General features: G+C 72.5%; 19 protein-coding genes. 16 read left to right on the forward strand and 3 right to left on the reverse strand.

Annotation, left to right across the window (positions count from 1 at the left end; genetic code table 11):
• Positions 1–4 precede the first annotated feature (4 nt).
• Genes Aeryth_RS01980 through Aeryth_RS01995 form a run of 4 tightly spaced genes read left to right on the forward strand, consistent with a single transcriptional unit; the run spans position 5 to position 4437 of the window.
• Complete coding sequence (locus Aeryth_RS01980) at positions 5–1336, forward strand: FMN-binding glutamate synthase family protein (protein ID WP_067853954.1); 1332 nt, start codon at positions 5–7, stop codon at positions 1334–1336.
• On the forward strand, positions 1333–2514 hold the full coding sequence (locus Aeryth_RS01985; protein ID WP_067861208.1) for an NAD(P)/FAD-dependent oxidoreductase: 1182 nt from the start codon (positions 1333–1335) through the stop codon (positions 2512–2514). The genes Aeryth_RS01980 and Aeryth_RS01985 overlap by 4 nt, the downstream gene beginning before the upstream one ends.
• Positions 2511–3776 carry an allantoate amidohydrolase gene (locus tag Aeryth_RS01990; RefSeq protein WP_067853957.1) on the forward strand — a complete coding sequence of 422 codons (1266 nt, stop codon included), beginning with the start codon at positions 2511–2513 and terminating at the stop codon, positions 3774–3776. Before Aeryth_RS01985 ends, Aeryth_RS01990 begins: the two co-directional genes overlap by 4 nt.
• Positions 3777–3786: 10 nt before the next feature.
• Positions 3787–4437, forward strand: a complete 651-nt coding sequence (locus Aeryth_RS01995; RefSeq protein WP_067853961.1) for a helix-turn-helix domain-containing protein — start codon at positions 3787–3789, stop codon at positions 4435–4437.
• A 184-nt stretch (positions 4438–4621) separates the two neighbouring features.
• On the opposite strand, the gene Aeryth_RS02000 is transcribed toward Aeryth_RS01995, so the two are convergent.
• Positions 4622–5824 (reverse strand): acetyl-CoA C-acyltransferase, encoded by a 1203-nt coding sequence (locus tag Aeryth_RS02000; protein WP_067853965.1) that lies wholly within the window; start codon positions 5822–5824, stop codon positions 4622–4624.
• Between the two features lie 135 nt (positions 5825–5959).
• On the opposite strand from Aeryth_RS02000, the gene Aeryth_RS02005 reads away from it, so the two are divergent.
• From Aeryth_RS02005 to Aeryth_RS02060, 12 genes are all read left to right on the forward strand, one after another.
• Positions 5960–7465, forward strand: a complete 1506-nt coding sequence (locus Aeryth_RS02005) for an AMP-binding protein (RefSeq protein WP_067853969.1) — start codon at positions 5960–5962, stop codon at positions 7463–7465.
• Positions 7462–8271, forward strand: coding sequence for an SDR family oxidoreductase (locus tag Aeryth_RS02010; RefSeq protein WP_067853974.1), 810 nt, complete (start codon positions 7462–7464; stop codon positions 8269–8271). Before Aeryth_RS02005 ends, Aeryth_RS02010 begins: the two co-directional genes overlap by 4 nt.
• Entirely contained in the window at positions 8268–8930 is a 663-nt protein-coding gene (locus Aeryth_RS02015; RefSeq protein WP_067853977.1) for an HAD family hydrolase, read from the forward strand. Before Aeryth_RS02010 ends, Aeryth_RS02015 begins: the two co-directional genes overlap by 4 nt.
• A 92-nt stretch (positions 8931–9022) precedes the next feature.
• Positions 9023–10000, forward strand: coding sequence for a sugar ABC transporter substrate-binding protein (locus Aeryth_RS02020; RefSeq protein WP_067853982.1), 978 nt, complete (start codon positions 9023–9025; stop codon positions 9998–10000).
• Between the two features lie 4 nt (positions 10001–10004).
• Positions 10005–11651: a sugar ABC transporter ATP-binding protein gene (locus Aeryth_RS02025; RefSeq protein WP_067853985.1), complete on the forward strand. Its 1647-nt coding sequence runs from the start codon at positions 10005–10007 to the stop codon at positions 11649–11651.
• On the forward strand, positions 11648–12652 hold the full coding sequence (locus tag Aeryth_RS02030; protein ID WP_067853988.1) for an ABC transporter permease: 1005 nt from the start codon (positions 11648–11650) through the stop codon (positions 12650–12652). The genes Aeryth_RS02025 and Aeryth_RS02030 overlap by 4 nt, the downstream gene beginning before the upstream one ends.
• A 48-nt stretch (positions 12653–12700) precedes the next feature.
• Positions 12701–13510, forward strand: a complete 810-nt coding sequence (locus tag Aeryth_RS02035; protein WP_067853993.1) for an enoyl-CoA hydratase-related protein — start codon at positions 12701–12703, stop codon at positions 13508–13510.
• On the forward strand, positions 13510–14745 hold the full coding sequence (locus Aeryth_RS02040) for an acyl-CoA dehydrogenase family protein (protein ID WP_067853996.1): 1236 nt from the start codon (positions 13510–13512) through the stop codon (positions 14743–14745). Before Aeryth_RS02035 ends, Aeryth_RS02040 begins: the two co-directional genes overlap by 1 nt.
• A complete protein-coding gene (locus Aeryth_RS02045) occupies positions 14742–15521 on the forward strand; it encodes an SDR family oxidoreductase (RefSeq protein WP_067853999.1) in 780 nt (259 codons plus the stop codon). The genes Aeryth_RS02040 and Aeryth_RS02045 overlap by 4 nt, the downstream gene beginning before the upstream one ends.
• Before the next feature lies 1 nt (position 15522).
• The gene (locus Aeryth_RS18165) at positions 15523–17610 is read left to right on the forward strand and encodes a phosphotransferase (protein WP_202967698.1); all 2088 of its coding nucleotides are present in this window, start codon (positions 15523–15525) and stop codon (positions 17608–17610) included.
• Positions 17607–17915, forward strand: a complete 309-nt coding sequence (locus Aeryth_RS02055) for a putative quinol monooxygenase (RefSeq protein ID WP_067854002.1) — start codon at positions 17607–17609, stop codon at positions 17913–17915. Before Aeryth_RS18165 ends, Aeryth_RS02055 begins: the two co-directional genes overlap by 4 nt.
• 67 nt (positions 17916–17982) lie before the next feature.
• Positions 17983–18654, forward strand: a complete 672-nt coding sequence (locus Aeryth_RS02060) for a TetR/AcrR family transcriptional regulator (protein ID WP_083516185.1) — start codon at positions 17983–17985, stop codon at positions 18652–18654.
• Position 18655: 1 nt separating this feature from the next.
• On the opposite strand, the gene Aeryth_RS02065 is transcribed toward Aeryth_RS02060, so the two are convergent.
• A complete protein-coding gene (locus Aeryth_RS02065; RefSeq protein WP_067854005.1) occupies positions 18656–19657 on the reverse strand; it encodes an NADP-dependent oxidoreductase in 1002 nt (333 codons plus the stop codon).
• A complete protein-coding gene (locus tag Aeryth_RS02070; protein WP_067854008.1) occupies positions 19654–20148 on the reverse strand; it encodes a MaoC family dehydratase in 495 nt (164 codons plus the stop codon). The genes Aeryth_RS02065 and Aeryth_RS02070 overlap by 4 nt, the downstream gene beginning before the upstream one ends.

Genomic DNA, 20148 nt, shown 5'->3' on the forward strand with positions numbered 1-20148 from the left:
CACCATGACCCAGTACCGCACGCAGCCGCGCACGTCGGCGACCTTCGACCCCGCCACCATCGCGGAGATCCAGCGCGCCGCCGACACCGGCATCTACGACATCCGCGGCTGGGGCGCCAAGCGTGCCCTGCCGCACTTCGACGACCTGCTGTTCCTGGGCGCGAGCATGTCGCGCTACCCGCTCGAGGGCTACCGGGAGCGCTGCGGCACCGACGTCGTGCTCGGCGACCGGCACGCGAAGTACCCACTGCACCTCGAGACGCCCGTGACGATCGCCGGCATGAGCTTCGGCGCGCTGTCGGGCCGGGCCAAGGAGGCGCTGGGCCGTGGCGCGAGCGAGGTGGGCACGTCGACGACGACCGGCGACGGCGGCATGACGCCGGAGGAGCGCAGCCAGAGCAAGCACCTCGTCTACCAGTACCTGCCGTCGCGCTACGGCATGAACCCCGACCACCTGCGCCAGGCCGACGCGATCGAGGTCGTGCTGGGCCAGGGCGCCAAGCCGGGCGGCGGCGGCATGCTGCTCGGGCAGAAGATCACCGAGCGGGTCGCCCAGATGCGCACGCTGCCGCAGGGCGTCGACCAGCGCAGCGCGTCGCGCCACCCCGACTGGACGGGCCCGGACGACCTGACGATCAAGATCGGCGAGCTCCGCGAGATCACCGACTGGGAGAAGCCCGTCTACGTGAAGGTCGGCGCCACGCGCACCTACTACGACGTGAAGCTGGCGGTGCACGCCGGCGCCGACGTCGTCGTGGTCGACGGCATGCAGGGCGGGACGGCCGCCACGCAGGAGGTGTTCATCGAGCACGTCGGCATCCCCACGCTCGCGGCGATCCCGCAGGCCGTCCAGGCCCTGCAGGAGCTCGGCGTCCACCGCAAGGTCCAACTGATCGTCTCCGGCGGCATCCGCACCGGCGCCGACGTGGCGAAGGCGATGGCCCTCGGGGCCGACGCGGTCGCGATCGGCACGGCCGCCCTGGTCGCGCTCGGCGACAACGACCCACGGTGGCAGGCCGACTACGAGGCGCTCGGCACCACCGCCGGGGCCTACGACGACTTCCAGGAGGGCAGGGACCCGGCCGGCATCACGACGCAGGACCCCGAGCTGCAGCAGCGGCTCGACCCGGTCGAGGGTGGCCGGCGGCTCGCGAACTACCTGCGCGTGCTGACCATGGAGGCGCAGACCATCGCGCGGGCGTGCGGCAAGGCGCACCTGCAGCACCTCGAGCCCGAGGACCTCGTCGCGATCACCCTCGAGGCCGCCGCGATGGCGCGCGTGCCGCTCGCGGGCACGTCGTGGATTCCCGGCCAGACCCCGGGCGGGTCGTGGTGAGCGCCTCGCGGGCCGTCGTCGTCGGCGGCGGGCTGATCGGGCTGTCGATCGCGCGGGCGCTCACGGAGCGCGGGCTCGGCGACGTGCTCGTGCTGGAGCGCGGGCTCCTCGCGAGCGGCGGAACCGGCAAGTCCAGCGGGATCGTGCGGGCCCACTACGGCGTGCCGTCGATCGCCGCGATGGCCTGGCGCAGCCTGCCCGTCTTCGAGGCGCTCGGCGCCGAGGTCGGGTTCCGCCAGGTCGGCTACACGGTGGTCGTCGGCGAGGAGAACGCCGGCCCGCTGAAGGACAACACGGCCATGCACCAGGGCCTCGGCATCGAGGTCGACCTCGTCGACCCCGACCAGGTCGCGGCGCTGTGGCCGATGATGAACGTCGACGACGTGGCGCTCGGCGCCTACGAGCCGCGTGGCGGGTTCGCCGACGCGACCCAGCTGGCGCTGCACTACGGCCAGCGGGCCCGTGCCCACGGTGCGCGGGTGCGCCAGAACGCGCCGGTCGCGCGGGTCGTCACGTCGGGCAGCCGGGTGACGGGGGTCGAGCTGGCCGACGGCGAGGTGGTGGAGGCCGACCTGGTCGTGGTCGCCGCGGGATGGTGGTCCGCCCGGCTCCTCGCCGACCTGGGCGTGGACTTCCCGGTCGAGGCCTACCGTTCGGAGCTGCTCGTCGTCGACACCGGTGCGCCGCTGCCCGACCTGCCCGTCGTCTCGGACCTCGTGAGCCTGCAGTACTGCCGTCTCGAGGGGTCCGGGCAGTTCCTCGTGGGCAACAGCGACCACGCCGACTTCGGCCGCAAGCTCGTCGACCCCGACCACTACTCCAACCACGCGAGCGACGCGAGCCTCGAGGCGTACGCCGAGAAGCTGCTCCACCGGTTCCCCGGCTTCACCGACCCCTCCGTCACGCACACCTACGCGGGTGTCTACGACGTCCCGCCCGACTGGAACCCGGTCATCGGACCCGTCGGCGACGTCGACGGCCTCGTGCTCGCCGCGGGCTTCGCCGGGCACGGCTTCAAGATCAGCCCGGCCGTCGGCGACCTCGTGGCCGACCTCGTGCTCGAGGGCGACAGCACCGACCCCGACGTGCCCGCGTCGGACTTCCGCCTGTCGCGCTTCGCCGAGGGTGACCTCCTGACCAGCCTGCACCCGTACGTCGGGGCGGGGGAGATGCGGTGACCGGCGCCGCGCCGTCGCCGACGCGGTCCCGCCGGCCCGCCAGCGTCGCGTCGCTCCTGGCCGACGTCCGCGACGTCGGTCGCGACCCGCGGCGCGGCGGCTACTCGAGGTTCGCGTACGCGCCCGCCGAGCTCGAGCTGCGCACGTGGTTCGAGGCAGAGGCGGCGCGGCGCTCGCTCGACGTCGTCACCGACCGCAACGGCATCCTCTGGGCGTGGCGGCCCGGGCCGGGCGGGTCGCTCGACGACGCCGTCGTGACCGGCAGCCACCTCGACTCGGTGCCCGGTGGCGGCGAGTTCGACGGGCCGCTCGGCGTCGCGTCCGCCTTCGCGGCGCTGGACCTCCTCGACGCCCGCGACGTCGGCGGCGAGCGCCCGCTGGCGATCGTCGCGTTCCCGGAGGAGGAGGGCGGCCGCTTCGGGCGCGCCTGCCTCGGCTCGCAGCTGATGACGGGCGAGCAGGACCCCGACCGGGTGCTCGGCCTGCTGGACGCCGACGGCACGTCGCTCGCGGACGCGCTCACCGGCGCCGGTCTCGACCCCGTGCACCTCGGCCGCGACGAGGAGGCACTGCGCCGCATCGGCGTGTTCGTCGAGCTGCACGTCGAGCAGGGGCGCGGTCTCGTCGACCTCGACCAGCCGGTCGCCGTCGCCTCCTCGATCCTCGGGCACGGACGCTGGCGGCTCACCGTCACGGGCGAGGGGAACCACGCCGGCGCGACGCTCATGGCCGACCGGCGCGACCCGATGGTCGCCGCCGCCCAGGTGGTCGTCGCGGTCCGTGACCTCGCGAGCAGCCGGCCCGACGCGCGCGCGACCGTCGGGCGCCTGCAGCCCGTGCCGGGAGGCACCAACGTCATCGCGTCGCGCGTCGACCTCTGGCTCGACGTGCGCCACCCCGACGACGACGTCACGCGCGCGCTCGTCGCGCAGGTCCTCGAGTCGGCGCACGCCGTGTGCGCGGCGGAGGGGTGCGCCGTGGAGCTGGTCGAGGAGTCCTACAGCGGGCAGGTCCGCTTCGACGCGGGTCTGCGCGACCGGCTGCGTGGCGTGCTGCCCGACGCGCCGGTGCTGGCGACGGGCGCGGGGCACGACGCCGGCGTCCTGGCGGCGCACGTGCCGTCGGCGATGCTCTTCACGCGCAACCCCACCGGGGTCTCCCACTCCCCGGAGGAGCACGTCGACGACGCGGACGCCGAGGCCGGTGCGGCCGCCCTCGCCGACGTGCTGCAGGACCTGCTCGTGCCGCGGGAGCCCCGCTAGGATCGCCCGCATGACCGACGACGCGCCGCTGCTGCGCAACGCCGCCGGCAGTGCCCGCGACCGCGATCCGGCGGAGCCGGTCGAGGCGATGGCGCTGGAGCAGGCCATCGCGGTCAACGTCCGGCACCACCGCACGGCGGCCGGGCTGTCGGTCGCCGACATGGCGCAGCGTCTGGGGCTGTCGAAGGCGATGCTGTCGAAGATCGAGAACGCGCAGACGTCGTGCAGCCTCGCCACGCTGCAACGTCTGGCGACCGGGCTCGACGTGCCGGTCACGTCGCTCGTGCGCGGCGCCGACGAGGAGCGTCAGGCCGTGTTCACGCCGGCGGGCCAGGGTCCGCGCATCGCCCGGCACGGCACCAAGGAAGGGCACGAGTACGAGCTGCTCGGTGCGCTGCGGGGCCAGCACAAGCGGCTGGAGTCGCTCATGGTGACCCTGACGGAAGACAGCCAGACGTACCCGCTGTTCCAGCACCCGGGCACCGAGTTCCTGCACGTCCTCGAGGGCCGCATGGTCTACGGCCACGGTCGCGAGACCTACGAGCTCGGCCCCGGCGACTCCCTGCAGCTCGACGGCGAGGGCGCCCACGGCCCGGTCGAGCTCAAGGAGCTGCCCATCCGCTTCCTCTCGGTGATCGCCTTCCCCGACGCCAGCGTCTGAGCGCAGGTCGCGGGAGGGGGCCGGTTTGCGTGGGGCCCCACGCAAACCGGCTCGCCCCCACGCAACCGTGCGCCGGATCTGGGCGTTTGCGTGGGGCCCCACGCAAACGCGCACGGGAGAGCGGGCCGCGGGGGGGCGCAAGGATCTGCGTTCGCGGTCGGGCTCGGACGCGCGGAGGGCAGGGTCAGAGGGCGACCTCGAAGAGTCCTGCGGCGCCCATCCCACCTCCGACGCACATCGTCACCACGACCCAGCGGGCACCCAGCCGGCGCCCCGCGAGCAGCGCGTGGCCGACGGCGCGCGATCCGGTCATGCCGTAGGGGTGTCCCAGGGCGATGGCGCCGCCGTCGACGTTCATCCGCTCGGGATCGATGCCGAGCACGTCGCGACAGTGCACCGCCTGGGAGGCGAACGCCTCGTTGAGCTCCCACACGCCGACGTCGCCGACCGTCAGGCCGTGCTGGTCGAGGAGCCGGGGGATCGCCGCGACCGGACCGATGCCCATCTCGTCGGGCTCGCACCCGGTGACCGCGATGCCGACGTAGTAGCCGAGCGGGTCGATGCCCCGGGAGGCCGCGAGGTCGGCGTCCATCAGGACGTTGGCCGACGCGCCGTCGCTGAGCTGGGAGGCGTTGCCGGCGGTGACCGTCGGGTGCGCGGTCACGTCGCCGGGCTCCAGCACGGTGCGGAGCCCGGCCAGACCCTCCGCCGTCGTGCCGGCGCGCACGCCCTCGTCGGCCGAGACGGTCACCTCGACCCGTGACGTCTCACCGGTGGTCCTGTCGGTGCGGAGCGTGTGCACCGTGATGGGGGCGATCTCCTCGGCGAGGTGGCCGGCCTCCTGGGCGGCTGCCGCGCGCAGCTGCGACTGCAGCCCCATCTCGTCCTGGCGCTCGCGGCTGACGCCGTAGCGCGAGGCCACGTTCTCGGCGGTGTGCAGCATCGGCAGGTACAGACCCGGCACCCGCTCGCGCAGCCAGGGGTCGCCGGCGCGGTGGGTGTTCAGGTGCTCGTTCTGCACCAACGAGATCGACTCGACCCCGCCCCCGACCGCGACCCTCTGCCCGTCCACCAGGATCTGCTTGGCCGCGATCGCGACGGCCATCAGTCCCGACGAGCACTGACGATCGACGGTCGAGCCGGGTACCGACACCGGCAGCCCGGCGCGCAGTGCGGCCTGCCGGGCGACGTTGAACCCCGAGGCGCCCTCGGGCATCGCGCAGCCCATGACCACGTCCTCCACCTCGGCCGGGTCGACGCCGGCGCGCTCCACCGCGTGGCGGACGGCGTGGCCCGCGAGCTCCACGGCGGGCGTGTCGTTGAAGGCGCCGCGGTACGCCTTGCCGATCGGGGTGCGGGCGGTGGCGACGATCGCTGCTCTGGGCACGGGGACTCCTGTCGAAGGATTCTCGGAAGTTTTCTCGGCAACGTACTTGAACCTGAACCCGGGTTCAAGTACGTTGCTCGACGTGAGCCAGGTCACGTGAGACCGGTCACATCGAAGGTGAGGAGACGAGGACGCATGGTGAACGTGGCAGCGACGGTCTGGTCCAACGCGGAACGCGACCCGCAGCGGATGGCGGTGCGCTCCGGGCGGGGCGACCTGACCTACGGCGAGCTCCGGGAGGCGAGCGCCCGCGTCGGCGGCGCCGTGGCCGCAGCGGGTCTGCGCCCCGGGGACCGCGTGGTCCTGATCGCGCCCAGCATCGTGGAGTTCCCCGTGCTCTACCTGGGCCTGCACGCCGTCGGCGTCAGCGTCATCACGATGAACACGATGGCCACGGCCGCCGAGATCGGCTACGTGCTCGACGACGCGGAGGCGTCGCTGGTGCTGGCCTGGCACGAGTGCGACGCTGCTGCGTCCGCCGCCGCTGCCGAGCGGGGCACCACCTTCTGGCGCGTCGAGGACGGCGCGCGCTTCGACGCCGATCCGCTGCCGGCCGCGCACGACCACGCCCCCGACGACACCGCGATCATCCTCTACACCTCCGGCACCACCGGCCGGCCCAAGGGCGTCGAGCTCACCGCGGCCAACCTGATCGACACCACCGACTCGTTCCTGCCCGTGCTCAACCTGACGGCGGAGGACCGCTTCGGCACCGGCCTCCCGCTCTTCCACGTGTACGGCCAGGCGGTCGTCATGAACACGGTGCTGGTCACCGGAGCGTCGCTCTCGCTGCTCGCGCCCTTCGAGCCGACCGCGATGCTGGAGATGGTCCGCCGCGACCGCCTGACGGTCCTCGCCGGCGTGCCGACGATGTGGAACGCGATGCTGCACGCCGCGACCGACGCGTTCGGGCCGTCGGACTTCGAGCAGCTCCGACTGGCCACGTCCGGCGGCGCGTCGCTGCCGGTGGAGGTCATGCGCGCCTTCCGCGATCGGTTCGGCTGCACGATCCTGGAGGGCTACGGCCTCACCGAGTCGACCGGTGCGGCCACCTTCAACGACATCAACCGGCCCCAGAAGGCGGGCACGGTCGGACCGGCGCTGCCGGGCACCGCGATCGAGGTCCGCGACCCGCTCGGCGCGGTCGTCGGTCCCGACGTCGTCGGCGAGGTCTTCCTCAAGGGCCCGACGATCATGAAGGGCTACCGCAACCGTCCCGACGCCACGGCCGCCGACCTGCAGGACGGCTGGCTCAAGACCGGCGACCTCGGCCGGCTCGACGCCGAGGGCTACCTCAGCATCGTCGACCGCGCGAAGGACCTGATCATCCGCGGCGGCTACAACGTGTACCCCCGCGAGGTCGAGGAGGTGCTGTACGAGCACCCCGACGTCGTCGAGGTGGCCGTGGTCGGCGTGCCCGACGCCCACTTCGGCGAGGAGGTCGCCGCGGTCGTCGCCCTGCGCGAGGGCGCGGAGCTGACCGGTGAGGAGCTGCGCTCCTGGGCCAAGGTGCAGCTGTCGGCCTACAAGGTGCCCCGGCTCTACCAGTTCGTCACCACGCTGCCGAAGGGCGCGACGGGCAAGATCCTGAAGCGCGAGATCGACCGCGACGCGATCCGCACGGCGGAGGTCGGCGCATGAAGGTCGAGGGGAGCGTCGCGGTCGTCACCGGCGCGGCAGGCGGCATCGGCCTGGCCGTCGCGCAGCGGCTGCTGGAGCACGGGGCCCACGTGGTCGTCACCGACCTCGACGCCGCGCGCACCAGCGCGGCGGTCGCGTCGCTCGAGCCGCACGGCGCCGACCGCGTCGCCGGGCTGGCGGGCGACTGCTCGCTCGAGGCCGACGTGCAGGCCGTGCTCGACCTCGCCGTCGAGCGCTTCGGGCCCGTCGACCTCTACGTCGCGAACGCCGGGGTCGGCCTCGGGCAGGGTCTGGCGTCCTCGGAGGAGGACTGGAGCACCTCGCTCGACGTCAACGTGATGGCGCACGTGCGAGCGGCCCGTCTCCTGGTGCCGGGCTGGCTCGAGCGGGGCCGGGGCTACTTCCTGAGCACCGCGTCGGCCGCCGGTCTCCTGACGCAGATCGGCTCGCCGACGTACTCGGTCACCAAGCACGCCGCGGTGGCCTTCGCCGAGTGGCTGTCGGTCACCTACGGCACCCGGGGCATCGCCGTCAGCTGCCTGTGCCCGATGGGGGTCAACACCGCCATGCTCAACGGGGGAGCCGACTCCGACGACCCGACCGCGCGCCAAGGTGCGAGAGCGGTCACCGAGGCGGGCGGCGTCCTCGAGCCGCTCGACGTGGCCGACGTCGTCCTCGACGCGATCGACGACGAGCGCTTCCTCGTGCTCCCGCACCCGGAGGTGCTGGAGTTCTACCGCCGCAAGGCCTCCGACTACGACCGCTGGCTGGCCGGCATGCGTCGCTACCAGGACACGCTCGCATGAGCGCCGCGACGACGCCGCGCTGCCGGGCGGCCCTGTTCGACTTCGGCGGGGTGCTCACGACGAGCGTGCTCGACGCGTTCGGCGACCACAGCGAGCGGATCAGCGGCGACCGCGGGCTGCTGCTGCGCCTGTTCGGTGGCGGTGACGCGAAGGCCAAGCAGCTCCTCGTCGACCACGAGGAGGGTCGTCTCGACCACGACGGCTTCGAGGCCGGGCTCGCCGAGCGGCTGCGCGCCCACGGCGTCGAGGTCGAGGCGGAGGGACTCGTCGCGGGGCTGCAGTCGGGCCTGCGGCCCGACACGGCCATGCTCGACGTCGTCGCCGACCTGCGGGCCGCGGGCGTGCCCGTCGGGCTCGTCTCGAACTCGCTCGGCCGCGACTGCTACGCCGGGTACGACCTGCCGGCCCTCTTCGACGCCGTGACCATCTCCGGTCAGGAGGGCGTCCGCAAGCCGTCGCGGCGGCTCTACGAGATCGGCTGCGAGCGCCTCGGCGTCGCGCCGCACGAGGTCGTCATGGTCGACGACCTCGCCCAGAACATCGTCGCTGCCGAGCGTCTCGGGATGGCTGGCGTCGTGCACCGCGAGGCGGAGGAGACCGCGGAGCAGCTCTCGCAGCTGCTCGGGGTCGACGTGAGGAGGACCGCCGCACTGCGGTGATCGAGGGGGAACAGCACCACCCCGGAACGGCCACCCGGCCGGTCCACCCAGCACAGGTCCGCCCGCCCGGGCGACCACTCTCAGGAGGACACATGAACGTTCGACGCTTCGGCCTCGGCCTGGTGGCAACGGCGGCGCTGGTCGTCACCGCCGCCTGCGGCAGCGGGGACACCGGTGGCAGCGGTGGTGGCGGAGGGGACGACACCTACACGATCGGCATCGTCAAGTTCGCCTCGAGCGAGGAGACCTCGGAGGCGGCCATCGCGGCGTTCCGTGAGGAGGCCGAGGCCAAGGGCTGGAAGACCACGGCGGTCGACCCTCAGGGCGCGGTCGAGAAGGCCAACGGCGCCATGCAGGACTTCGTGCAGAAGAAGGTCGACCTCATCGTCACCGCCGTCTTCGACAGCAAGACGCTGACGGCCGGTGCGCAGGCCGCGAAGGCCGCAGGCATCCCCGTCGTCTCGATCTCCGGCGGCACCACGGACGGCATCACCGCGAACCTCGACTCCGGCGTCGCGGTCGGCGCGCCCGTCGCGAAGCAGCTCGTGGAGGACATGGGCGGCAAGGGCGAGCTCCTGGTGATGGGCTACAAGAGCGGTCTGCCGTGCATCGGTCGCGAGGAGGCGCTCGACGACGCGCTGAAGGGCACCGACATCAAGGTCACCCGCAACGAGGTGCCGATCCCCGGCCAGGTCGAGGGCGGGACGCAGTTCGCGCAGGCCTGGCTGGCCAAGCACCCGAAGGGGTCGACGCCGCTCGCGATCTGGGGCTGCTTCGACGACCCGGCGCTCGGCGCGGTCTCCGCGGCGAAGTCCGCCGGGCGCGACGACGTGAAGATCTACGGCATCAACGGCACCCCGGCCGCCATCAAGGCGGTCGAGGCGGGCGACATGCGCGCCACCGTCTTCCTGCAGGTGCCCGAGGCCGGCACGAAGTTCGCCGACATGGTGCCGGAGTTTATCAAGGGCGGCGTCGACGCGGAGCCGCAGGAGGTCGAGCTGCCGAACATCCTCGTCACGACCGACTCGGTCACGCAGTTCCTGGCCGACAACCCCGACGCGACGAAGTAGTCCGATGACCGACACGTCCTCGAGGGTCCGGCCCGCCGGCCCGACCCCGACCGAGCACCCCCAGGAGTCCCTCATGGTCGAGACGACCCCGCTCGACGGTCCGACGGCGCCGACGGTGACCGAGCCGCCGTGCCTGGAGATGTCCGGCATCTCCAAGCAGTTCGGCGGTCACCAGGCCCTCGAGGACGTGTCCATCGCCCTGCACCCGGGCCAGGTGCTGGCCCTGTGCGGCGCCAACGGCGCGGGCAAGTCGACGCTCGTGCGCATCCTCGCGGGGGTGGAGAGCGCCGACAGCGGCACCATCCGCGTCCGTGGCCAGGAGGAGAGCATCGCCACCCCGGGCGACGCGACCCGGCTCGGCCTCAGCTTCATCCACCAGGAGCTCAACCTGGTGCCCAAGTTCACCGCGCTGCAGAACATCGCGATGGGGGCCGACCACACCCGACGTTCCGGCGTGCTCGACCTGCGCGGTCTGCGTCGCAAGGCCCTCGCCGTCATGGACCGCATCGGCTACGCCGTGCCCCTCGACGCCAAGGTCGAGCAGCTCTCGGTCTCCGACCGCTGGATGGTCTCGCTCGCCCGGTCGCTGATGCGCGACGCGCGCATCGTCGCGATGGACGAGCCGACTGCCTCCTTCACGCAGGAGGAGGCCGACCGGCTCTACGGCATCGTCGACGAGCTCACCGCCGACGGCGTCGGGATCCTGTACATCTCGCACCGGCTCGAGGAGGTGCTGCACGTCAGCGACGACGTGACGGTGCTGCGCAACGGTCGCCTCGTGGGCAGCTACGCGGCTCGCGACCTCGACGTCGCGAGCCTCACCCGCCACATCGTCGGCCGCGACGTCGACGACCTGACCCACCGCGTCACCGACACCGACCCGACGACCGCGCCCGTGCTCCTGCAGACGTCGGGCCTGACCCGGGAGCCCCGGGTGCGCGACGTCGACCTGACGATCCACGAGGGGGAGATCCTCGGCGTCGCCGGCCTCGTGGGCGCCGGCCGCACCGAGCTGGCCCGGCTGCTGATCGGCGCCGACCCCGCGCAGTCGGGCAGCATGACGCTCGACGGGACGCCGTACCGGCCTCGCTCGCCGTTCGACGGCATCAAGGCCGGGGTCGCGCTGGTGCCGGAGGAGCGACGCTCCCAGGGGCTCGTGCTGCGCAGCTCGGTCGCCTCGAACATCACCATGGCCTCGATGCGGGATCCTCGCCGCCGGCTCGGCACCTTCAGCCCCCGCCGGGCGGCCGCGACGGCGCGCGACGCGGTCACGCGCTTCGGCGTGAAGACGTCGTCGGTGCACGACGCCGTGGGCCACCTCAGCGGCGGCAACCAGCAGAAGGTCGTGGTCAGCAAGTGCGTGCTGACCGGACCGCGGCTGCTGATCCTCGACGAGCCCACCGTCGGTGTCGACGTCGGCGCCCGTGGAGAGATCTACGACATCATCCGCGACCTCGCCGCGTCCGGGACGTCGATCCTCATGATCTCCAGCGACTTCGACGAGCTCGCCATCTGCGACCGCGTCGTCGTCATGCGCGAAGGGGCGCTGACCCACTCGGTGCCCGCCTCGCGCGCCACGAAGGACCACCTCACCTCGCTGTGCTTCGGGACCACCGAGCACCTCGGCACGACAGAACAGGACCCGTCATGACCGCTGCACTCGTCGACGTCCCCGTCCTCCAGGCACCGCCGCGCAGCGCGCGCGTGTGGCGCTGGTTCGGCCGCTACGGCGCGCTCCTCGTGCTCGCGCTGCTCGTGGTCGGCACGAGCGCGCTGGAGCCCGAGACCTTCGCCACCTGGGACAACTTCATCAACATCCTCAACCAGAGCGCCCTCTCGGCGATCATCGCGATGGGCCTCACGTTCGCCCTCGTGACGGGGGAGTTCGACCTCAGCATCGGCAACGTCGCGAGCCTGTCGGGCGTGCTGGCGTGCACCGCGATGGTCAGCCACGACGTCTCGATCCCGGTCGCGTTCCTGCTGGCCGTCGCCATCGGTGCCGCGGTGGGACTGGCGAACGGTCTCGTGGTCACGCTGCTCAACGTCAACGCGCTCGTCGCGACGTTGGGCATCGGCACGGTCGCCGTCGGCATCAACTACGCGGTGGCCGGCGGCCTGCCGGTCAGCCTGACCGATCCCGGGCCGTTCATCCAGATCACGCTCGGGCGCTTCCTGGGCATCCCGTACCCCGTGTTCATCATGCTCGGCCTCGCGGCGGCGCTGTGGTTCGTGCTCAACCGCACCGTGCTGGGCCAGTCCATGCAGGCCGTCGGCGGCAACCCGGTGGCGGCCCAGCTGTCGGGCATCCGCGTCGACCGGGTCCGCGTCGTCGCGTTCGTCATCTGCGGCATCTGCGCCGCCCTGACGGGTCTGCTGCTCGCCTCGCGCACCGGCAGCGCGGCGGTCTCCGGCGGCGACACCTACCTGCTCGCAGCCTTCGCGGCGGCCTTCTTCGGCTCGGCGGTGCTGCGCGACGGCGAGTTCCACATCATCGGCACGCTCGTCGGCGTCATCACGGTCTCGGTGGGCTTCAACGCCATCGCCCTGATCGGCCTGGAGACGTACTGGCAGTACCTGTTCCAGGGCCTGCTGCTCATCCTCGGCGTCGGGGTCGGCTCGCTCGCCCGGCACCGTGCCGCGGCAGCACACTGACTGCACAGTTTCTGAACCTGAACTCGGATTCATGTTAGGATGACGACCATGACGGACCGGCCCGCAGCCCAGCACGAGGAGCTCGTGCTCGCGGAGCGCCTCGGCGGGGTGCTGCTGCTGACGCTGCACCGCCCCGAGCGGCTCAACGCCTGGACGAACGCGCTCGAGGACGCCTACTACGGCGCCCTGCTGGAGGCCGACGCCGACCCCGACGTCCGCGCGATCGTGGTCACCGGTGCCGGCCGCGGCTTCTGCGCCGGCGCGGACATGGAGGACCTCGCCGGGGTGGGCGACGCCACTGACGAGCAGATCGACCGCCCGCACCCGAGGCACCTCCCGCTCACGCTGCACACCCCGCTGGTCGCCGCGGTGAACGGCGCCGCCGCCGGCCTCGGGATGGTCGAGGCGCTCTACGCCGACGTGCGGTTCGCCTCGCCCCGTGCCGTCTTCCTCACCGCCTTCGCGCAGCGCGGGCTGGTGGCCGAGTACGGCATGGCGTGGCTGCTGCCGCGGCTCGTCGGGCACGGCCGTGCCAGCGACCTGCTGCTCTCCGGCCGTCGGGTCGACGGCGAGGAGGCCGCCCGCATCGGCCTCGTCGAGCACCTCGTGCCCGCCGACGAGCTCGTCGAGCGCGCCGTGGCGTACGCCCAAGGCCTCGCGACGTCCTGCTCCCCGTGGTCGATGGCCACGATCAAGTCCCAGCTGCTGCTCGACGCCGAGCGCAGCTTCGCCGAGTCGGTGCGGTCGGCCGACGCCCTGATGCGCGAGTCCTTCCGGGGCTCCGACATCGCCGAGGGCGTCGCCAGCTTCACCGAGCGGCGCCCCCCGGTGTTCGCACCGCTGACGAAGGAGATCTGATGGAGTTCGCACCGAGCCAGAGGTCCGTGGAGTACCAGGAGAAGCTCCTGGAGTTCATGGACGACTACATCTACCCCGCCGAGTCGATCTACGCGGCGCAGATGGCGGAGTCGGGCAACCCGAACTTCCACCCGCCGATCCTCGAGGAGCTCAAGACCGAGGCGCGCAAGCGTGGGCTCTGGAACCTCTTCCACCCGCACGAGCGCGAGGACTGGGGCTCGCCCGGCCTGAGCAACCTCGACTACGCCCCGCTGGCCGAGATCACCGGCCGCAGCCCGTACATCGCCCCCGAGGCGATCAACTGCAACGCTCCCGACACCGGCAACATGGAGGTGCTCGAGCTCTTCGGCACCGAGGAGCACAAGGAGAAGTGGCTCAAGCCGCTGCTCGCCGGCGAGATCAACTCGGCCTTCTGCATGACCGAGCCGGAGGTCGCCAGCTCCGACGCCACGAACGTGCAGCTGCGGATGGACGCCGACGGCGACGAGTACGTGCTGAACGGCCGCAAGTGGTTCGCCTCGAACGCGCTGCACGCCAACTGCAAGGTGCTCATCGTCATGGGCAAGACGAACGTCGAGGCTGCGACGCACCGCCAGCAGTCGATGATGGTCGTCCCGCTCGACACCCCCGGCATCACGATCGTCCGCGGCCTGCCGGTCTTCGGCTACATGGACCGCGAGGGCCACGCCGAGATCCTGTTCGAGGACGTGCGGGTGCCCAAGACGGCACTGCTGGCCGGCGAGGGCGACGGCTTCATGATCAGCCAGGCCCGTCTCGGACCAGGTCGCATCCACCACTGCATGCGCTCGATCGGCATGGCCGAGCGTGCGCTCGACCTCATGATCCAGCGCGCGCAGAGCCGCGTCACGTTCGGCGAGCCGGTCGCGAACCGCTCCAACATCCAGGACTGGATCGCCGAGGCGCGCATCGAGATCGAGATGATCCGTCTGCTGACGCTCAAGACGGCCTGGCTGATGGACACGGTCGGCAACCAGAAGGCCCGCGTGGAGATCGCGGCCATCAAGGTGGCGGCGCCGCAGGTGGCGCTGAAGATCATCGACCGTGCCATCCAGGTGCACGGCGGCGGCGGCATCACCGACGACTTCCCGCTCGCCAGCTTCTACGCCCACCAGCGCACGCTGCGCCTGGCCGACGGCCCCGACGAGGTGCACAAGCGCACGCTCGCGCAGGTCGAGCTGCGCCGCATCGACGCGGACTGGAACAAGAAGAAGTGACCGGGTCGCTCGACGGGCGCACCGCGATCGTCACGGGGGCGTCGCGGGGCATCGGCCTCGCGGCCGCCGCGGCCCTGCACGACGCGGGCGCGAACGTCGTGCTCACGGCGCGGACGGAGGAGGCGGCCGCCGAGGCCGCCGCCTCCGTCGGCCCGCGGGCGATGGGCGTCGGTGCGCACGTGACCGACGAGGACCTCGCGCGGGCCTGCGTCGAGCGGACGATGGAGCGGTTCGGCAGCGTCGACGTGCTCGTCAACAACGCGGGCACGAACCCGGCCTACGGGCCGGTGCTGCAGCAGGACCACGGCCGGTTCGCCAAGACGCTCGACGTCAACCTCTGGGGCCCGATCCTCTGGTCGCGGCTCGTGGTCGACGCCTGGATGGGCGAGCACGGCGGGTCGATCGTCAACACCGCCTCCATCGGAGGGCTGTCGGTGGGCCCCGACCTCGGCGTCTACCACGTGTCGAAGGCGGCGCTGATCCACCTGACCAAGCAGCTCGCGATCGAGCTGGGCCCGGGCATCCGGGTCAACGCCGTGGCCCCCGGAGTCGTGCGCACCCGTCTCGCCGAGGCGCTCTGGAAGGAGCACGAGGCGGCGGTCGACGACCGCACCCCGCTCGGGCGCATCGGCGAGCCCACCGACGTCGGTGCGGCCATCGCGTTCCTGGCGTCACCGGCCGCGTCATGGATCACCGGCGAGACGCTGGTGATCGACGGCGGCCAGATGATCGGCGCCGGCGCGGCGCTCGACCGGCTCGCGACCCAGGGCGGCTGAGGTGACCACGACCGAGCAGGGCGCGGCCACGCAGGGCCCGGTGACCGACGCCCCGGCTCTCGACCTGGCCGTGCTGGCAGGCCTGCTCCGGGCCGACGGACTCGAGGTGGACGGCACGCTCGACGCCGTCCGCGTCGGTCGCGGGCAGTCCAACCTCACGTACCTCGTGTCCGACGACGCGGGGCACCGGTGGATCGTGCGTCGCCCGCCCCGCGGCGAGCTGCTCGCGTCGGCCCACGACGTGCTCCGCGAGCACCGGATCCTCGCGGCGCTGGGCGCCACGTCGGTGCCGGTGCCGCAGGTGCTCGGCCGCTACGTCGACGCTGCGCTCGCCGAGACGCCGGTGGTCGTGATGGAGCACGTCGACGGCCTCGTCGTCGATCGCGAGGAGACCGCGCACGATCTCGGCATGTCGCTGCGGGCGGCGATCGGGCCCTCTCTCGCCCGCACGCTCGCCGCGGTGCACGAGGTCGACGTCGACGAGGTGGGCCTGGGTGACCTCGCGTCACGTGCGCCCTACGCGCAGCGCCAGCTGAAGCGCTGGTCGCGCCAGTGGGAGGCCTCGCGCACGCGCGACCTCCCCCGCCTGGACGCGATGACCGACCTGCTGCGACGTCGCGCGCCGGGGCCGTCAGCGCACGAGGGCCGCACCGTGGCGCTCGTGCACGGCGACTTCCACCTGCGCAACGTCATCCTCGACCCGGACCTCGGTGACGTCGCGGCGGTGCTCGACTGGGAGCTGAGCACGTTGGGCGACCCGCTCGCCGACATCGGCAGCCTGCTGGCCTACTGGCCGGAGGCCGGGGACGGCCCCACGCTGATGTTCGCGGCGTCGGCACTGCCCGGCTTCGCCACGCGCGAGCAGCTGGCCACCACCTACCTCGAGGCGTCGGGCCGTGACCGCGCCGACCTCGACTACTGGCACGCCCTCGGGCTCTGGAAGATCGCCGTCATCGCCGAGGGCGTCCTGCGCCGTGCGCTCGACGACCCGCGCAACGCCGCCGACGGCGGACCCCCCCACCCCCCAGGCCGTCGAGCAGCTCGTCGAGCGCGCCTGGGCGGTCGTCGAGACCGCCGGCCTCGACCACTGACCACACCCCCGCACCCACCCGTTCGTACCGAAGGAGCAGACATGACCGAGACGCCGTACGTGGGCGACTTCCTGAAGGACTCGCCGAGGAACTGGGGCAAGTGGGGCCCGGACGACGAGGTGGGCTCGCTCAACTACCTGACCAGTGCCGAGGTGCTCCGCGGCGTCGCGGAGGTCCGCTCCGGCGAGGTCTTCACGCTCCAGGTCCGCATAGGTGACCCGTCCGGCGATCCCGTGTGGCCCGGTCGCGAGGGCATCCAGCGCAGCAACGTCATGGACGAGGGCTTCTTCCAGCGTGGTGAGGGCGTCGAGACGCCCGGCGGCGCGCACTACTCCGACGACGTCGCGACGATGTACCTGCAGGCCTCGACGCAGTACGACTCCCTCGGCCACGTCTGGTACGACGGGCAGATCTGGAACGGCTACGACGCGGCCACGACGGACGGCGCGATGCAGAAGGCGTCGGTGCTGCCGATCGCCGAGCGCGGCGTCGTCGGGCGTGGCGTGCTGCTCGACGTCGCCCGGCACCGCGGCAAGGCGGCGCTCGACAAGGGGGAGACGTTCACGCACGAGGACCTGCTCGACGTCGCCCGGGCGCAGGGCTGCACGATCGAGAAGCACGACGTGCTGGTCATCCGGACCGGCTTCATCGGCTCCTTCTACCGCCAGTCCGCCGAGGAGTTCTACGACGGCTTCCTCGAGCCCGGCCTCACCTACAGCCCCGAGCTCGTGCAGTGGTTCCAGGACATGGAGATCCCGAACCTCGTCACCGACACCATCGCCAACGAGGTGACGGTGGAGCCGTCGTCGGGCGTGACCCTGCCGCTGCACAGCGCGCTCATGCGCAACCTCGGCGTGGCGTTCACCGAGATCGCCTGGCTCGAGGACCTCGCGGCAGCCTGCGCCGCAGACGAGCGCTGGACGTTCCTCTACACCGCCGCGCCGCTCAAGATCGTGAGCGGCACCGGCGCCCCCGTGAACCCGGTGGTCGTGCGATGAGCGCGCTCGACGTCGTCGCGACCCTCGAGGCGCAGGAGGGCCGCGGCGACGAGCTCGTCGCCGTGCTGCAGGCCTCGCTCGCGACGGTCCGGGCCGAGGACGGGTGCCTGCGCTACGACCTGCACCGGGTCAGGCGCCGGCCCGACGAGGTCGTCATGGTCGAGCGGTGGGCCTCGGTCGACGCGCTGAAGGCGCACGGCGCCGCCGAGCACTTCCAGCGGACCTCGGCCCAGCTCGCCGACCTGCTCGCTGCGCCGCCGGTGGTGCGTGTGCTCGAGGCGGTCGACGTCGCGGACCCCGCATGAGCGTGGAGGCGGCCCGGCCCGGCCGGGCCGCCTTGCACCTCGGACCCTCGTTCGTTAGAACAGCACCATGACCGACAGATCCGCGACGGAGCGCCTCGACGAGGTGCCGGCGCTCGCGGACACCTCGGGCATGAAGGAGCCACCCACCACGGCGCGTGGCGTGCGCACGCGCGCCGCCCTGGTGGCCGCGGCGCGCACCGTCTTCGAGCGCGACGGGTTCCTGGCCTCGCGGCTGACCGACATCACCGCCGAGGCGAAGTGCTCCATCGGCACCTTCTACACCTACTTCACCTCCAAGGAGGAGGTGTTCACGGCGGTGCTCGAGGCGGCCCAGGACGACATGCTGCACCCGGGGATGCCCCGCGTCGACGACGCCGACGACCCGGTCGCCGTCATCGAGGCCAGCAACCGCGCCTACTTCGAGACCTACCAGCGCAACGGTCGGCTGATGCGGCTGCAGGAGCAGGTGGCGACGATCGACGAGGACTTCCGTCGGCGCCGACTCGAACGCGGCGAGGCGTTCGCGCGGCGCAACGCGAAGAGCATCGAGAAGCTCCAGCAGGACGGCCGCGTCGACGCCACCCTCGACCCGATGATGACCTCGCGCGCCCTCTCGGGCATGGTGAGCCGGCTGGCCTACTCGAGCTTCGCGCTGGGCGAGGACTGGCCCGTCGACGACCTCGTCGAGACGTCGACCCGGCTGTGGGCCAACGCCCTCGGACTCACGACTCCCCGCTGAGTCAGAGCTCGAGCACCAGCTTGCCGGTGTTCCCGCCGTCGAACAGCATCAGCAACGTGTCCCCGAAGGCGTCCACGCCGCCGCGCACCACGGTCTCGCGCGCGACGAGCGAGCCGTCGCGCAGCCGTGCCGAGAGGTCGGCGATCGCCTCGGGGTAGCGGTCCTCGTAGTCGAAGACCACGAAGCCGGTCATCGAGGCGCGGTTGACGAGCAGCGACATGTAGTGCGCCGGGCCGGGCGCCGGCTCCGTGGCGTTGTAGGTGGAGATCGCGCCGCAGAGCGCGATGCGTGCGCCGCGGCGCAAGGTGCGCAGGGCGCTGTCGAGCACCTCGCCGCCGACGTTGTCGAAGTACACGTCGACACCCTCCGGCGCGATCGCGCGCACGGCGCGGTGCACGGCGCCCTCGCGGTAGTCGATCGCGGCGTCGAACCCCAGCTCGTCGGTGAGCCAGCGCGTCTTCTCCGGGCCGCCGGCGATGCCGATCACGCGGCAGCCGTGCGCCGTGGCGAGCTGGCCGACCACGCTGCCGACGGCCCCGGCTGCCCCGGAGACGAGCACGGTCTCCCCGGGCCGCGCGCGGGCGACGTCGAACAGGCCGAACCAGGCGGTGAGGCCGGGCATGCTGAGCGCGCCGAGCCACGTCGGCGCCGAGGCGACGGCGAGGTCGACGGGGGAGAGGTCGCTGCCACGCAGCACGGCATGATCGGCCACCCCGGTGATGCCGCTGACGGCGTCGCCGACCGCGTGCTCGGGCGAGCGGGACGCAAGGACCGTGCCGACGCCGAACGCGCGCATGACCTCGCCGACGCCGACGGGCGGCACGTAGGAGCGGACGTCGTTCAGCCAGCCGCGCATGGCGGGGTCGAGGGACAGGTGCGTCACGCGGACCAGGACCTCGCCGTCGCCGAGCGCGGGGAGCTCGGTGTCGACCACGTCCCAGGTGCCGGCGTCGGGCAGCCCGACGGGACGGGCGCGCAGGCGGACCTGCCGTGCGACGGTCATCGGCCGCTGCCCTCGGGGTACTCGGTGAAGCGACCGACCGAGTGCGCGACGCAGATCGGCTTGTCCGACCCCTCGCGCTCGAACGTCTGGCGCGTGACGATGTGGGCCGACCCGCCACCGACGTCGTCGACCGAGACGACCGTGGCGTGCATCCGGATGCGGGAGCCCACGGGCAGGGGCGCGGGGAAGCGGACCTTCTCGTACCCGTAGTTGAGGCTGTGGGCGAACCCGTCGAAGGCCATCAGGTCCTCCATGAACCGCGGTCCGAGCGAGAGACTGTACAGCCCGTGGGCGATGGTGCCGCCGAACGCGCTGTCGGCGGCGCGCGCCGGGTCGACGTGGATCCACTGGTGGTCGCCGGTCAGCTCCGCGAACGCGTCGATGCGCTCCTGCGTGATGTCGTGCCACGCGGTGGGGCCCAGGTCGGAGCCGACGAGGTCCTGCAGCTCCTGGATCGACGTGGGACGGGGGACGGCGGGGGTCGTGGTCAT

Origin of the sequence: Aeromicrobium erythreum (assembly GCF_001509405.1) — a bacterium.
Classification (GTDB): Bacteria; Actinomycetota; Actinomycetes; order Propionibacteriales; family Nocardioidaceae; genus Aeromicrobium; species Aeromicrobium erythreum.